Origin of the sequence: Bradyrhizobium sp. i1.15.2 (genome assembly GCF_040548425.1) — a bacterium.
Classification (GTDB): Bacteria; Pseudomonadota; Alphaproteobacteria; order Rhizobiales; family Xanthobacteraceae; genus Bradyrhizobium; species Bradyrhizobium canariense.
This window is the reverse complement of the sequence record NZ_JBEPRQ010000006.1, coordinates 17,522-32,573: the sequence shown is the minus strand read 5'-3', so window position 1 is coordinate 32,573 and position 15,052 is coordinate 17,522. Positions and strand designations below refer to the sequence as shown.

Here is a 15,052-nt window from a genome sequence, read left to right as displayed (position 1 = left end):
GCCGGAAAAAGACAAGCTGAAGACCTGAATGGATCGCCTCGTCGCCCTTGCCGTCAACCGGCGCTTCCTGATGGTCGGGATGTTCGTCGCCGTGCTCATCGGCGGCCTGATCGCGTTCAACCAGCTCAACATCGAGGCTTACCCCGATCCGACCCCGCCGATGGTCGACATCGTGACGCAGAGCCCGGGCCTGTCGGCGGAGGAGATCGAGCGCTACATCACGATTCCGATCGAGACCCAGGTCGCGGGTCTGAAGAACCTGACGACCATTCGCACCATCTCGCTCTACGGCCTCTCCGACGTCAAACTGCAGTTCTCCTTCGCCTACACTTATGACGAGGCGTTGCAGCAGGTCTTGAACCGCCTGGCGCAGCTCGCTCCACTGCCCGGCAACGTGCAGCCGCAGATCTCGCCGCTCAGCCCGATTGGCGAGATCTTCCGCTACCGTCTCGTCGGTCCGCCGAACTACAGCGTGCTCGACCTCAAGACCATCCAGGACTGGATCCTCCAGCGGCGCTTCCGTGCCGTGCCCGGCGTGATCGACGTCACCGGGTGGGGCGGCAAGAGCAAGACCTACGAGCTCCAGGTCGACTTCAACAAGCTGGTCGCCAACGGCCTGACGCTGCCGCAATTGCTCCAGGCGGTCGGCAATTCCAACGTCAATGTCGGCGGCAACACCGTCAATATCGGTCAGCAATCGGCGGTGGTGCGCGGCGTCGGCCTGATCCGCTCGATCGACGACCTCGCCAACACGATGGTCTCGCAGACCAACGGCAATCCGGTGCTGGTCAAGGACGTCGCCACCGTCACCGTCGGGCAGAAGCCCCGTCTCGGCATTGCCGGCCTCGACGAGGCCGACGACATCGTGCAAGGCATCGTCCTGATGCGCCGTGGCGAGCAGAGCTCGCCAACCATCAAGCGCGTCCACCAGCTCGTTCAAACCATCAACGAGTCCAGCATCCTGCCGCCCGGCGTGCGCATCGAGCGCATCTACGACCGCGGTGACCTGATTGAGCTCACCACCCACACCGTGCTGCACAACATGGTGGTCGGCATCTTGCTGATCGTGCTGTTGCAGTGGATCTTCCTCGGCGATCTCCGCAGTGCGCTGATCGTCGGCGCCACCATCCCGTTCGCGCTGTTCTTCGCGGTGATCATCCTGGTGCTGCGCGGGGAATCGGCGAACCTGCTGTCGGTCGGTGCGATCGATTTCGGCCTGATCGTCGATGCCACCGTCATCATGGTGGAAGCGATCTTCCGGCGCCTGACGCAGACGACGCCGATGTCGGAATCCGAGCAGATGTCGTCCGAGACGCTGTTCGGCATGAAAAGCCACGCCATCCTCAGCGCAGCGGCCGATGTTTCCCGTTCGATCTTCTTCGCCGCGGCGATCATCATCGCGGCCTTCCTGCCGCTGTTCACGCTCTCCGGCGTCGAGGGCAACATCTTCGGGCCGATGGCGCGCACCTATGCTTATGCGCTGGCCGGCGGCCTGCTTGCGACCTTCACCGTCACTCCGGCGCTGTCCGCGATCATCCTGCCCGCGCATGTCCATGAGACCGAGACCAGGGTGATGCTGATCCTGCATCGGATCTACATGCCGGTGCTGCATTGGGCGGTCGCCAACCGCGGCATCATGCTCGGTGGCGCGTTCGGCCTCGTGCTGATGACGGTTGCGCTCAGCCGCTTGCTTGGCCTCGAATTCCTGCCGAAGCTGGAGGAGGGCAATCTCTGGATCCGCGCCACGCTGCCGCCGACCATCTCGCTCCAGGAAGGCAACTCCTACGTCAACGAGATGCGCAAGGTGATCCGCGCGCGGCCTGAAGTGGAATCCGTGGTGTCGCAGCACGGCCGCCCCGATGACGGCACTGACGCCGCCGGCTTCTTCAACGCCGAGTTCTTCGCGCCGCTCAAGCCCGCGAGCCAATGGCCCGGCACCCGCGACAAGGAAGAGCTGACCGCGCAACTGCTCAAGCAGCTCGACGATCGCTTCCCCGGCGTCGAGTTCAACTTCTCGCAATATCTCCAGGACAACGTCTCCGAAGCCGTCTCCGGCGTGAAGGGCGAGAACTCGATCAAGCTGTTCGGCAGCGACCTCCAGGCGCTGACCGACACCGCCAACAAGATCAAGTCGGTGCTGGCAACCGTGCAGGGCGTCACCGATCTTGCGGTGTTCACCTCACTCGGGCAGCCGACCATCCAGATCGACATCAACCGCGCCAAGGCCGCGCGCTACGGCCTCGCGCCGGGCGACATCAATGCCACCATCAAGGTCGCGATCGGCGGCGACACCGCCGGCGACATCTACGAGGCGGGAAGCGACCGCCACTTCCCGATCATCGTTCGTCTCGCGCCGGAATTCCGCAGGAGCGCCGAGGCGATCCAGAATTTGCGGATCGGCGCGCCCGGACCGAACGGCACCGTCACGCAGATCCCCCTGAGCGAGGTCGCCACCATCAGCCTCGTCTCGGGTGCGGCCTACATTTATCGCGAGCAGCAGGAACGCTATCTGCCCATCAAGTTCTCGGTGCGTGAACGCGACCTCGGCAGCGCCATCCGCGAGGCGCAGCAGAAGATCGCCGATCAGGTGCAGCTGCCGCCCGGCGCGCACATGGACTGGGTCGGCGAATTCGGCAATCTCCAGGACGCGATCCGGCGATTGTCGATCGTGGTGCCGATCTCGCTGGCGCTGATCGGCGTCCTGCTCTGGTTCAATTTCGGCTCGATGACCGACACGCTGCTCGCCATGAGCGTGATCCCGATGGCGATCTTCGGCGGCGTGCTCGGTCTCTTGATCACCGGCACCGCCTTCAGTGTCTCGGCGGCGATCGGCTTCATCGCGCTGTTCGGCATTGCCGTGATGGACGGCATCATCATCCTGTCGCAGTTCAACCAGCTCATCGAAGAGGGCATGGACCGCATGAGCGCGGTGATACGCACCGGCGAATTGCAGCTTCGGCCGGTGCTGATGACCTGCGTCGTCGCGGGCATCGGTCTGTTGCCGGCCGCGCTGTCGGAAGGCATCGGCTCGCAGGTGCAGAAGCCGCTCGCGGTGGTCGTAGTGACAGGCATGATGCTCGCGCCGATCGTGATCCTGGTGACGCTGCCGGTGCTGATCTCCTTCTTCTCCCGCCGCGCACGCTGACGCTGCCAATCACAGCATTCGCTGCGCGATCCGCACCAGCATCATGGTGCCTAGGCCCAGCAGCATCAGGCTGGCCAACCGGCTGCTCATCGACAGCATGCGCGGCGTCAGCCGTGATCGCGCCGTTGCCACGATCGTGCTGAGCACGGTCCACCAGATCGCGGAACCGACGAAGACACCGGCGATCAGCGGGGCTGCCGCGGCTTGCATTGAAAAGGCGTGCAGCGCAGCCAGAAACAGGATGACGGTCAGCGGATTGGCGAACCCAAGCGCGATGGCGCTGAGATAGGCGCGCGCCAGACGTACGCTGTCGACGTCGTCGGTCGTCTGGAGCGCGACCGAGCCGCGATGGGTCCGGATCGCGAACCACAGCAGCGTGAGCGCCGAGACGATGCCGAAGCCGGCGGCATTGGCCTCGACCCAGGGCTGTGCCAGTGAGCCCAGTCCCAAAACCGCGAGGGCGCTGTAGGTGAGATGCACGGTCGCCGCGCCGAAGCCGGTTGCGAGGCCCGTGGCCATGCCTGATGCCAATGTGCGCTGAATGCACAGCATACCCATCGGGCCGATGGGGGCGGCGACGGTGAAACCAATTCCAATGCCGGAAAAAAGCGCGGCAAGATAATGCGATAAAGACATGCACCCGCACGAACAAATGAAATCTGTGCGTGTGCGTAGCCCCGAAAATGAATCGCCGCCTCAACCAGAAGGGTGAGAAACGAGCGAGAGCACAAACACGTTCGTGTGAGTCCAACGGGTTTGTGCCTTCGCGACAACAGTTCCACGCCTCACTGTGGAAACGTGTCGCGGTCGTTGAACCGAATTGCGCTTGGCGCGACTCAGAACCCGTAGAGTTGCGCCGGGTTGTCGACCAGGATCTTCTTGCGCACATCCGCATCCGGCGCCCATACCGGAAGCTGGTTGAGCAGGCGGCCGTCGTCGATCTGGTAGAGCGGTGCGATGTCGGTGGCTTTGCGTCCCTCGACACGGCTCGAATCCGGGTGCGGCCAGTCCGTACCCCAGACGACGCGGTCCGCATTCGCTGCGATCAGTGCGCGCGCATAGGGCGCCATGTCCTGATAGTCGGGCGCGAGCTTCGAGGAGCGATAGGCGCCGGAAATCTTGACATGGGCCTTGCCGGATTTCACCAGCGCGACCAGGTCGGCAAATCCCGGCTGCTCGAGCCCAAGCGAAGCCTCGAGGCCGCCGAAATGGTCGAATACAATGGGTACCGGCGCCGTCTCGACGAGGTCCTTGATCGCCGAGATCATGGGCAGCGTGGTGTAGAGCTGCACGTGCCAGCCGCGCGCCTTCATGCGCTCGACGGCGGCGGTGAAGCGCGGCCGGCCGACATTGGGATCATTGACGCCGCCGGTCGCGAGATTGAGGCGGACACCGCGAAAGCCGTCTGCATGCATCGTGTCAAGCTGGGCCTCGGTCGTTTTGTCGTCGATCACGGCCACCCCGCGCGCGGCCGCGCCACGCGCCTTCATGCCGAACAGCGTCGAGGAATTATCGGTGCCGTAGACACTCGGCGTCACGATCACAACGCGCTCGATATGCAGCGCCTTGTGCAGCGCAGCCATTTCCTCCGGCGAAGCCGGCTCTGGCGTGTAAACGCGGCCGGCAAAAAATGGAAACTTCTCGACGTCGCCATGGATGTGGGTGTGACAGTCGCAGGCATGGGTCGGGACGTCGAAATTGACCGCCGTCGCGGGCTGCGCCGCACGGGCGTGGGCTTTGCTGGTCATGGCTACTCCGGCGGCAAGAGAGGCAAGCAGAGCGCTGCGTCGATTGAGCATGGTTTCTCCCCCTATTTTATTATTTGGCAGTGGCGTCGTGACAGTATCACATCAGCCCGGCAGCCGCTGCGCTTCGCTGCATAGCTGCTCGACGAGGTCCGCAAGCGGGCGTGAGCCGTCGACGCGCACGACCGGGCAGGGCAGCTTCGCGAGCCACGCTTCATCTTTTGGGAGACTACGGCCGTCGCGATCGCCGGCTTCGTAGTGCGAGGCCCAGTCAACGAACGACTCCGCCTCCTCATGACGCCAGCCGCCCTGTGCGACGGCGTCCGCTCCGAAATGCGTAGCCTCGCGGTCACGCAGGCGCTGCAAGCGGAGCTCGCGCGGCGTCGTCACAAAGACGACGAGATCGAAGAATGGGACGAGCTCGTCGCCCCAACCGGTGACGGTTCCGCTCAGCACCCAATCGAGCCGCGGCAAGAACATCTCGCGCATCAGTCGCAAACGTTCGGCGGCAGGGCGCGTGGTCTGGTAGGGCGGCGCGGTCGGGAGCCAGAAATAATCATCGCTGTCGTGATGCGGCAGCGCAAGCCGGCCGGCGAGCGCACGGCCGAGCGTCGTCACGCCGGAGCCTGAAGCTCCCATCAGATGGATGCGGCGGCTTTTCATATTCACATCCTGAGACTGCCCGAACCGATTTCGCGGGTGCGGCGTGCTCCCTCACGCCGCTCGGCGGCGCTTCGACGTTCGCCCGCTTGTCGCGGGTTGGGCGGACAATGTCAGGCCTAACGCTCCGACAATGCGCATGACCGTGCCAAACTCAGGATTTCCGGTCTCTCCGAGCGCCTTGTACAGACTCTCGCGGTTCAACCCGGCTTTCTTCGCGATCGCGCTCATCCCGCGCGCGCGAGCGACAAGGCCGAGTGCGTCGCGCACGAAATCAGGATCGCCGGTCTCTAATGCGGCCGCAATATAGGCGGCCTGACGTTCTTCAGTGTTGAGATAGTCGGCAGCGTCGAAACGCGTCGTCCTGGATGCCGCCTTGACCGTCGTTTTCGCTGCTTTTGGCATCACATTGTCTCCGCCAGTTGCTGGGCTAGCTTGATGTCGTGTCGCTGCGTGCGCTTGTCCCCGCCACACAGCAGGATCACAATCTGCGTTCCGCGCTGCACATAGTAGATCCGATAGCCCGGTCCGTAGTCGATGCGCATTTCCCGGACGTTGCGACCGACGCTCTTGCTGTCGGCGAACGCGGGCAGTGATCCGGGCAACCGCGCTGGCGTCCTTGAGGCGTGTCAGCCACTCCGAAAAATGCTCGGTTTGCCTCACCTCGATCATGAGGTGCAAATGTAGCCCATGGGCTACAAAATGTCAAAGGAGGGTGGCGTGCCTGGGCGGTGGAGAGCCCAAAGGCGTTGCGGAAACTACTGCCCGGACGGCGTGCGCAGGCCGTGCCAGGCGTCACGGACCTGCTGGTAGTGCACCTCGGGCAGATAGTCCGGCGTGTTCAGGCTCAAGGTCTTGACGTCGAGATGGCCGACGGCGCTGAGCAGCGTATAGGACGCGATCACGCGGTCGCGGTTGGCGCCGATCAGGCGGGCCTTGGCCTGGATCAGATCGGCCTGCGAGTTCAGCACATCCACCGTCGTGCGCTGTCCGCCGGCGGCCTCGCGCTGCACGCCCTGGAGCGCGACGGTCGCCGCCTTCACTTCGGACTCCGAGGCCGAGACCGCGATCTTGGCGCCTTCATGGACAACCCACGCGCTGACCGCCGCCGTGCGCGCCTGGTTGCGCACCTGGTCGAGCACGAGCCGGCTCTGCGCCGTGATCTCCTTGGCCTGCCGGGTCTGTGCGGCGGCTTGGCCACCGTCGTAGATCGGCACGGTGACATTGGCGACGATCGAGGCCTGATCTTCGGCGAAGGTGCCGAGCGTCGGGTCGTTGTTACGGCTCTTGCTGGCGCTGCCCTGGACGCTGGCGCTCGGCAGCAGCGCGCCTTCGGCGACGCGGATGTTGGTGGAGGCGACATCGACGTCGAAGCCGGCGGCCATCACTGCCGGGTGCTGGCGGATCGCCATCGTCAACGCGTCTTCACGGCTCTTCGGCAGATAGCGGTCGACGACTTCGGCAGCGCGAAGCTGCGACGGTGCATTGCCGATCACCTGTGCGTATATCGCCTGGCTCACCGCGAGCGCGACTTCGGCGGCGTTGAGATCGGAGAGCCCGCGGTTGAGCCGCGCCTCGGCCTGGGCGCTGTCGGTCGGCGTGACGTCGCCGGCGTTGAGGCGCCGTTGAGTGACCGAGAGCGTTTCGCGCAGGAAGGCGACGTTGGAGCGCTGCGCCTCGACCAGCGATTGGTTGGCGAGCACGTTGGTGTAGGCGGTGACCGCGTCGAGCAGCACGCCCTGGCCGACGTTGCGCAGCGCCTCGCGGCCCGACTGCACCTGGAGTTCGGCGGCGCGCACGTTGTTGGCGGTGCGGAAGCCGTTGAACAGGGTCTGCGTCACGGTGACGCCGATGATCCACGGCTTCAGATTGGCGGTCTGGATGGTGTTGTCGGGCAGCAGGTTGCGCACCGATTGCAGCCCGGCGCTGAGGCTTGCCACGATCTGTGGCCGGTAGCCCGCGAGCGCCTGCGGCAGGTTCTCGTCAGTGGCGCGTTGCCGTGCGCGCTCGGCATTGAGCTGCGGATTGGTCTGGTAGGCCTTGGCGAGCGCCTCCGGCAGCGCTTCCGACCGTGCCGCGGAGGGCAGGGCGCAACAGAGCGCAAGCGTGGTCCATGTCGCGAGCACAGGAGCCACGCCCGATCGGTGCCGCGTCATCACGCGACCAGCTCTGGCGGCACGCCCAATCATGTAATCCGCAAATCCCGGCTGTCCGCCCCCGCCGACGGCGGCTCTCTTAACTGTTTAACCAGCCGAGGTCCCGCAGGCAAACTGCCGCGGGGGAAACCCCCATCTATTCCGTGCTTGTTGCAGGTACATCACAGGGATTCTGCGGGAACGGCATTGCCTTACACCAGCCTGACCGCGCGCCTCCTTACCGGTTCTTGTTCACCGGCTTCCGCTTCTCGATGAACGCCGCCATGCCCTCGGAGCGGTCCTCCAGCGCGAAGGTCGAGTGGAACAGGTTGCGCTCGACGCTCATGCCCTCGGCGAGCGTGGTCTCGAAGGCGCGGTTGACCGCTTCCTTGGCCATCGCGACCGCGGGCCGCGACATCGCGGCAACCTTCTCGGCCGCGCCCATCACCTCGTCCATCAGCTTGTCGGCCGGAACGATGCGGCTGACGAGGCCGCTGCGCTCGGCTTCGGCTGCATCCATCATGCGGCCGGTGAGGCAAAGGTCCATCGCCTTGGACTTGCCGATCGCACGGGTCAGGCGCTGGGTACCGCCGATGCCGGGGATGGTGCCGAGCGTGATTTCGGGTTGACCAAATTTGGCGGTGTCGGCGGCGATGATGAAGTCGCACATCATCGCGAGCTCGCAGCCGCCGCCGAGGGCATAGCCCGCGACCGCGGCGATCGTCGGCTTGCGGCAGCGCGCGACCCGATCGCCGCCGATCGCGGCAAAATCCTCCGAGAACATGTCGATGAAGCCTTTCGGCTGCATCTCCTTGATGTCGGCGCCGGCGGCAAATGCCTTCTCGCTGCCGGTCACGACGATGCAGCCGATGGCGTCATCGGCTTCGAGATCGTCGACGGCCGCGGCGATCTCGCGGAAGACGCCGAAGGAGAGTGCGTTGAGCAGCTTCGGCCGATTCAGCTTGATGATGCCGACCGCACCTTTGTTTTCGACGATGATGTGTTCGAACGTGCTCATGCTCCACCCACGCTTTTGGTTGAGCGGGCAATGTGCCCGCTGACGCGGTGGGCTTCAAGAGGCGCCAAAGCCACCGGAGCACGAACGGCCGGAACACGCGGCGAGATGCGCGTTCCGGACGAGGTCCCGCGGGTCGGCGATCAGGCCAAAATCAAGCCAAAGTCACGCCATGAACATGCGCGCGGCGGAGGCCAGCGTCAGCAGCGTGCCGACGCCGATGAAGATTTTTCCGATCAGGGAGCTCTGGTCCCAGGCCGAACTCTGTTGGCTGCTTGCCATCACCGGCGCCGGACGCGGCTGCGCGTCGGTTGCGGCGATCACCGCCTTCTGTGCCGGCGCGCTGTCCTGTTGCAGGGCGCGGTCGATGTCGTTGAGCTGATCGGGTGGGACGACCTGGCTCTCGGCGTTCGGGGCGGCGGTATTATCGGCCGCGGCCTGGACGTTGTCGTTGGCCCGGCCCGTCATTGCGGAGGCGGCCGCCGCGGTCGGCGTATCGGCGGCGGCGAGCTGCGCATTGGCGTTGGCGACTTCCGGCGGCATCTGGCTCGAGGCCGGCGCGTCACGGTTGTCGGCCTTCGCCTCGTCGGCCGTTGCCGTAGCGTCCTTCTTGTCGGCCTTGTCGTCGGATTTTTGCGCCGTCTTGGCGCTGTCGCGGTGGCGCGACGTGTGACGCCGCTGCTTGCTCGGCTTGACCTCGTCCGCCTGTTTGCCTGCGCTGTCCGACTTGCTGCTAGCGGCTGAACTCGGCGCCGCCTGTGCAACGCCCCCAAACAGCACGAAAAGCCCGGCCAGGAGAATCAGGGCCGCGCGCCCGCTGGCTTTCATCATGTTGACATCTCCCCAATTCCACCCGTCCCGGGAGCGAACAGAGACCCTGGGGCGTGACCACAGCGGGGCAGAAAATGGGAATCTTCGGGCCACACCGGGCAAAAGCGCGGCAAACCGTTGCGTTCGCGGCCGGCCACGGGTGCGGACGGGACCGATCGGTGTTATGAGCCGTCGCAGATTTTGACGGCCGTATCGGTCGCGCGGCCAAGCACGATCACGAATTCGTGATCGTGCCGCCGCCGGCGTAACAAACTGAAAGAACGGCCGAATTGCATGGTGAGGGCGCGCGTGCGCGGACGTGAGGACGAGTGGACCGGCCTGATGCGGTCGGCCATGGCAGGCGATGACGCAGCGTATCATCGCCTGTTGAAGGCGGTCACGCCTGTGCTGCGCGCTGCCGCGAGGCGCGGCCTGGCGCGGGCCGGGCAGCCTCCCGACCAGGCCGAGGATATCGTGCAGGAGATTCTGTTGGCGGTGCATCTGAAGCGGCACACTTGGGACAGCGAAGCCCCCTTCGCCCCGTGGCTGTTTGCGATCGGCCGCAACAAGCTGATCGACATGCTGCGGCGACGGGGGAGGCGGATCTTCGTCAACATCGACGATTTCGCCGAGACCCTGCCGGGCGAGGCGCCGCAGGAGACGGTCTCGGCCGGCGAAGTCGCCAGCCAGCTCAATACGCTGCCGCAACGCCAGCGCGACGTGTTGCAGTCGATCGCGGTCGACAGCACCTCGATCAAGGACACGGCGGCGAAATATTCGATGAGCGAGGGCGCGGTGCGGGTGGCGCTGCATCGCGGACTTGCGGCGCTGACAGCCAAACTGCGGAACCACTAGTCATGGATACCGATCAACTCATTCGCACGCTCGCGGCCGACAACGCCCATCGCCCGCCGCGCGTCGGCGCGGTGCTGACCATGGCGCTGCTGGTCGCCGCGCCCCTGTCGATTCTGATCTTCGCCACCTTCCTCGGTGTGCGTCACGACGTGATGAGCGCGATGCACAACCCGTTCTTCGACATGAAGTTCGCGGTCACGCTGTCGCTCGCGATACCCGCGATCATCGTCAGCCTGCATCTGTCGCGTCCCGAAGCCTTGCTGCGTGGCTGGGGCTGGCTGCTGCTGCTGCCCGTCGGGCTGCTCGCGGTGGCGATCGGCAGCGAGGCGATGATGGCGCCGGCCATGCCGATGACGATGCGATTGATGGGCAAGAATTCCAGGGTGTGCCTGTTGGCAATCCCTGCGATGTCGCTGCCGCTGCTTGCGGGGGCCCTGTTCGGCCTGCGCCACGGCGCGCCGTCCCACCCCGCGCTCGCCGGCGCGCTCGCCGGCCTGGTGTCGGCGGGCCTTGCCGCGACGCTGTACGCCTCGCACTGCACCGATGACTCGCCGCTGTTCGTCGCGACCTGGTACACGCTCGCGACCGCGTTGGTGACGGCAATTGGCGCGCTGGTGGGGGCGAAGGTCCTACGCTACTAGCTCGCCGGCTTCACGCCGCCGGCGTCGCGCCCTGCTGCATGCGGTGGAAGCGCAGCACCTGCTGCGCGGTCGAACTGCGCAGCGCCTCGTAAGCGTCGCGCAGCGTCACCATGTCGGTCTGCGAGCCGCCTGCGAGCTTCTCGCGCAGGGCGATGATGGCGCGGACGCTCGACCATTGCATGGCCGCGACCTTGGCGAGGATCATCACGCCCTCGACCCGGCTTTCGATCATCATGGTCTCGGCGGTCTCGACTGCGACGCCCGCAAGCGCGGCAAGCCCTGCGTTGGTTTCGTCGAACTTGCCCTGCTCCGCGAAGGTGGCGACCTGGAGCTCGGTGAGGCGGCCGTCCTCGTGCAGCGACTTCACCAGCGCGCGCGCCCTCTCGGTCTGCCTGGTCATGCTGGCGGCGCGGATTCGCTGCGCCGCTTCCTGGACCACGCTGGACACGTCGTCCGCGAGCTCCGGATGCGCGGCCTCCAGCTTCCTGCGCACGGCCAAGGAGGCCTTCGCGACCAGCTTCAAATAATGATGGCGGGGCAGGTCGGCCCGCAGGCCGATGGAGCTGGCGAGGTCGTCGTCACGTTCGGCGCGGGTCACGAGGTCGGCGAGACTTCCCTCCGACAGTTGCGCGCCCGGATTGTTGACGGTCGATTGCACCACGTCCTCGTCGCCGCGGGTCACCAGCACGTCGCTCAGCGCTTCCGACAGTACCCGCCGCAGCGAGATCGCCTTGAGATGGGCCTGGCCCCTGGTGCGCGCGATCTCGATCAGGGTCGCCTCGTCCAGCCGTTCGGATTTCGACAGCACCGGGCCGGAAACCTCGATCACCTCGTCGAGCGCGAGCGTGCGGATGATCTTCGGCGGCGCAGCCGCGATCGGTGCGAGGCGTTCTGCGAGCAGCGCCCTGGCGGACGTCTCGATCTGCTCGATCAGGCATTGGAACACGTCATCGAACACACGAACGTGGTCGTCGGAATAGTCCAAGGCGTTGCCCACGAAGAGATCGGTGACGCGGCGCAGTGTCTCGACCCGGTGCGCGACGGTGCCGTGCGAGAGCGCAGTTTGCAATTCCTCGAGCAGACTTTCGGATGATTTTACGGCTTTGGATCTCATTGCCCTGTCCTGGAGCGTTCGGCCCGGCCGCGGCTTCTGTCGCGCCGGGAGAAAATGGATTGGTCAGCTGGTTGCAATGCGGTTGCGCCCCTGTGCCTTGGCGGAATAGAGCGCGCTATCGGCGCGCACGAGAAACGTGTCGGCAGTATCGTTGTCGCGTAGCGTCACGACGCCCGCGGAAATGGTCACGCGCATGCCCGGGGAGAATGCGCTCCAGTCCAGATCGGCGACGATCCCGCGCAGGCGATCGAGCATGCGCGACGCCGCATCGCCGTCCATCCCAGGCAGCAGCAGCAAGAATTCCTCGCCGCCGTAGCGGCCGAAGCAGTCGGCGGGGCGGATATTGGCGAACATGGTGATCGCGAAGGTGCGCAGCACCTCGTCGCCGACGGGATGGCCGTAGGCGTCGTTGATGCGCTTGAACCAGTCGAGGTCGATCAGCGCGATCGCGCAAGGCCTCGATGTCTGCCGCGATTTTTCGATCTCGGCGTCGAGAAGTCGCATGATGCAGCGGCGGTTGTAGGAGCCGGTGAGCTCGTCGAGCTCCGCCAGCTCCTCGATGCGCTGATAGGCGGCCTTCAGCTCGATGCTGCGCCGGTACAGGATCTTGCGCAGCGTGGCGCCGAACAGGCCGAGGAAGGCGCACTGGCCGATCACCAGCACGAAGCACAGCATCGAGGCGGCCCGTTGCAGCTGGGTCGTCACCGGTAGTCCGATTGGCAAGTCCGAGGCGAGGAAAACCAAGGCGAGCCCGCACGTCGCAAGGCCCCAGGTGAGCATCGCCTGACTAGAGGTCATACGAAGCGTGCCGAAGGCGAAGATCAGGAACAGCACGGCAAGGAACGCAACTCCGACTGTCGGCACCGCGAGCAGGAACAGCAGCTGCAGCGTCATATGCGCCGAGATCTGGAAGACGGTGAGGTAATGATCCTCGAACCGGTCGCCGAAGCCCGCTTCCGACAGCACGGTGAAGGTCCCGATGATCAGAAGGCCGCCGAGCCAGAACAGTGACGGAACGCCCATGGAGATCACGCCGTCAAAAGCGTAGAGCAGCAGGACGGAGGCGCCGAGCGAGTAGCTCGCCACCTGGCCGACATACATCTGGCGCCGCTGCCGGATCCGGCGCGCGAGGACTTCGGGTGCCGCCGCTTCGGTGGTCAGGGCGAGATCCGCGGCCTCAGCGGCATTCCTCTCGGGAAAGGACGTCGCAGCCGTGCTCATGGTCCCGCCAATCGTGGATGTCAGCCCAAAAATCTACGTGGCAAGCCTTTAGGTTTGGTATCCTTCGAAACCGAATCCACGCTGTACAGCGCGGCAGCGCGGGACGTCGACCGCCCCAGGAATTTGCCGGCGATTAGGCATCGTGTGCGACGCGGTCGAGCCAAAGCAGGGCTTCGGAAGACATATGTCGTGCTAAGCTGCTAAGGTTCCATGCACGTCGGGCCGTCTAAGCTGGGACGGCATTGCTCAGGAAAGTGCTTCATTACTATGTTACCGTTCTTGAGCGAAGCGCCCAGCCGCGGGTGGCAACAGGAAATTTCGCGTCTGTGGGGTAGATCACACAGCTTCCCGTACGACTGCGGTAGGTTGAACAATTTTACCCCTCCCGTCGAACCGTCTGCCGCATCCACCCGACCAACCTTGCGAGACGGTCTTTGAGCGTGACACAAGCGGCTTCGGACGAGATCCTGATCGCCAGGATCGCTCAAGGCGACCGGCTCGCCATGCAGGTGCTGTACGGGCGGCACCATGTCAGGGTGTATCGGTTCGGCCTCCGGCTCGTGCGGGACGAGCAGGCGGCGGAAGACCTCATCAGTGAGGTATTTCTCGATGTCTGGCGTCAAGCCGGCAAGTTCGAGGGCCGATCCGCCGTTTCGACCTGGCTGCTGGCCATTACCCGATTCAAGGCCCTGTCTGCGCTCCGGCGCAGGAAGGATTTTGAGTTGGACGACGACGCCGCGAACGCGATCGAGGATACGTCCGACAATCCGGAAACGGCAGTGCAGAAGAAGGATACCAGTGAAGCGTTGCGGGAGTGTCTGACGGGTCTCTCGCCGGATCATCGGGAAATCGTCGATCTCGTCTACTACCACGAGAAATCCGTGGAAGAGGTGGCCGAAATCGTAGGCATCCCGGAGAACACTGTGAAGACGCGCTTGTTCTATGCGCGCAAGAAATTGGCCGAACTGCTGAAAGCAGCCGGCATTGAGCGAGGCTGGCCATGATGGCTTTGAGCAAGAAGATGCTGGAGCAAGAGCCCGGTGAAATTGAACTGCTGCTGCCGTGGCACGCCGCCGGCACGCTGAACCCGCGCGATGCGCGCCGCGTCGACGAGGCGCTGGCGCGCGATCCCGAGCTCGCGAAGCAATATGCCGCGATCCGCGGCGAGTATGAAGAGACCATCCATCTGAACGAGAGCCTGGGTGCTCCGTCGGCGCGCGCGATGCAGAAGCTGTTCGCCGCGATCGACGCCGAACCTGCGCGGGCGGCCGGTTCGCTGCCGCTGTCGGCGCGCATCGCCACCTTCTTTGCGAGCCTGTCGCCGCGCACGCTGGCTTGGTCGGCGAGCCTTGGCGCCATGGCGCTCGTGCTGCAAGCCGGAATCATCGGCGCGGTGTTGACGAAGACCCAGACTGCGACCTTCCAGACTGCTTCGCTCTCGACCAGCGCTCCGCTTACACGCGACCTCGGCACGACCGTCCCGCCGGCGCGCGCGCTGGTGCGCTTCACGCCCGAGGCGCGCGTCGCCGACATCACCGCATTGCTCGACGGCTACCAGGCTTCGATCATCGGTGATGCCAAGGGCGGCATGTTCCGCCTCCAGTTCGACAAGGCGATGAGCCAGGACGAACTCGCCTCGCTGCTCGGCAAGATGCAGCGCGAGAAGTTCGTCAACCTCGCCGTCGCGGCGCCGTAAGGCGCTTCCAAGCCG

At 65.1% G+C, this 15,052-nt stretch carries 15 protein-coding genes; 5 read left to right on the top strand and 10 right to left on the bottom strand.

Going from position 1 to position 15,052, the window contains the following annotated elements:
• The first annotated feature begins 28 nt into the window (after positions 1-28).
• Positions 29-3,145: an efflux RND transporter permease subunit gene (locus tag ABIB80_RS13435; protein WP_007593597.1), complete on the top strand. Its 3,117-nt coding sequence runs from the start codon at positions 29-31 to the stop codon at positions 3,143-3,145.
• Between the two features lie 9 nt (positions 3,146-3,154).
• Here ABIB80_RS13435 and ABIB80_RS13430 read toward each other — a convergent pair whose 3' ends face one another.
• The 8 genes from ABIB80_RS13430 to ABIB80_RS13395 form a co-directional block, all read right to left on the bottom strand.
• Positions 3,155-3,781, bottom strand: coding sequence for a LysE family translocator (locus ABIB80_RS13430; RefSeq protein ID WP_354127640.1), 627 nt, complete (start codon positions 3,779-3,781; stop codon positions 3,155-3,157).
• 200 nt (positions 3,782-3,981) lie between these two features.
• Positions 3,982-4,944, bottom strand: a complete 963-nt coding sequence (locus ABIB80_RS13425; RefSeq protein ID WP_354127639.1) for an amidohydrolase family protein — start codon at positions 4,942-4,944, stop codon at positions 3,982-3,984.
• A gap of 51 nt (positions 4,945-4,995) precedes the next feature.
• On the bottom strand, positions 4,996-5,553 hold the full coding sequence (locus ABIB80_RS13420) for a P-loop NTPase family protein (RefSeq protein ID WP_354127638.1): 558 nt from the start codon (positions 5,551-5,553) through the stop codon (positions 4,996-4,998).
• Between the two features lie 51 nt (positions 5,554-5,604).
• Positions 5,605-5,955, bottom strand: coding sequence for an addiction module antidote protein (locus ABIB80_RS13415; RefSeq protein WP_354127637.1), 351 nt, complete (start codon positions 5,953-5,955; stop codon positions 5,605-5,607).
• On the bottom strand, positions 5,955-6,155 hold the full coding sequence (locus ABIB80_RS13410; protein WP_354127636.1) for a type II toxin-antitoxin system RelE/ParE family toxin: 201 nt from the start codon (positions 6,153-6,155) through the stop codon (positions 5,955-5,957). The genes ABIB80_RS13415 and ABIB80_RS13410 overlap by 1 nt, the downstream gene beginning before the upstream one ends.
• 153 nt (positions 6,156-6,308) lie before the next feature.
• Positions 6,309-7,739 carry a TolC family outer membrane protein gene (locus ABIB80_RS13405; protein WP_376707533.1) on the bottom strand — a complete coding sequence of 477 codons (1,431 nt, stop codon included), beginning with the start codon at positions 7,737-7,739 and terminating at the stop codon, positions 6,309-6,311.
• A 184-nt stretch (positions 7,740-7,923) separates the two neighbouring features.
• Positions 7,924-8,703, bottom strand: coding sequence for an enoyl-CoA hydratase (locus ABIB80_RS13400; RefSeq protein ID WP_354127635.1), 780 nt, complete (start codon positions 8,701-8,703; stop codon positions 7,924-7,926).
• A 162-nt stretch (positions 8,704-8,865) separates the two neighbouring features.
• Entirely contained in the window at positions 8,866-9,531 is a 666-nt protein-coding gene (locus tag ABIB80_RS13395) for a hypothetical protein (RefSeq protein WP_219684885.1), read from the bottom strand.
• A gap of 288 nt (positions 9,532-9,819) precedes the next feature.
• Here ABIB80_RS13395 and ABIB80_RS13390 point away from each other — a divergent pair, with 288 nt between their 5' ends.
• The gene (locus ABIB80_RS13390) at positions 9,820-10,365 is read left to right on the top strand and encodes a sigma-70 family RNA polymerase sigma factor (RefSeq protein ID WP_007593589.1); all 546 of its coding nucleotides are present in this window, start codon (positions 9,820-9,822) and stop codon (positions 10,363-10,365) included.
• Positions 10,366-10,367: 2 nt separating this feature from the next.
• A complete protein-coding gene (locus tag ABIB80_RS13385; RefSeq protein WP_007593588.1) occupies positions 10,368-11,006 on the top strand; it encodes an NrsF family protein in 639 nt (212 codons plus the stop codon).
• Positions 11,007-11,016: 10 nt separating this feature from the next.
• On the opposite strand, the gene ABIB80_RS13380 is transcribed toward ABIB80_RS13385, so the two are convergent.
• Together ABIB80_RS13380 and ABIB80_RS13375 are read right to left on the bottom strand one after the other, a co-directional pair.
• Positions 11,017-12,120, bottom strand: a complete 1,104-nt coding sequence (locus tag ABIB80_RS13380; protein WP_354127634.1) for a DUF2336 domain-containing protein — start codon at positions 12,118-12,120, stop codon at positions 11,017-11,019.
• Positions 12,121-12,183: 63 nt separating this feature from the next.
• Entirely contained in the window at positions 12,184-13,341 is a 1,158-nt protein-coding gene (locus tag ABIB80_RS13375; protein ID WP_354127633.1) for a GGDEF domain-containing protein, read from the bottom strand.
• A gap of 434 nt (positions 13,342-13,775) precedes the next feature.
• On the opposite strand from ABIB80_RS13375, the gene ABIB80_RS13370 reads away from it, so the two are divergent.
• Positions 13,776-14,345 carry a sigma-70 family RNA polymerase sigma factor gene (locus ABIB80_RS13370; RefSeq protein ID WP_007593582.1) on the top strand — a complete coding sequence of 190 codons (570 nt, stop codon included), beginning with the start codon at positions 13,776-13,778 and terminating at the stop codon, positions 14,343-14,345.
• Entirely contained in the window at positions 14,342-15,037 is a 696-nt protein-coding gene (locus ABIB80_RS13365) for a hypothetical protein (protein WP_007593580.1), read from the top strand. Before ABIB80_RS13370 ends, ABIB80_RS13365 begins: the two co-directional genes overlap by 4 nt.
• The last annotated feature ends 15 nt before the right edge of the window (positions 15,038-15,052 follow it).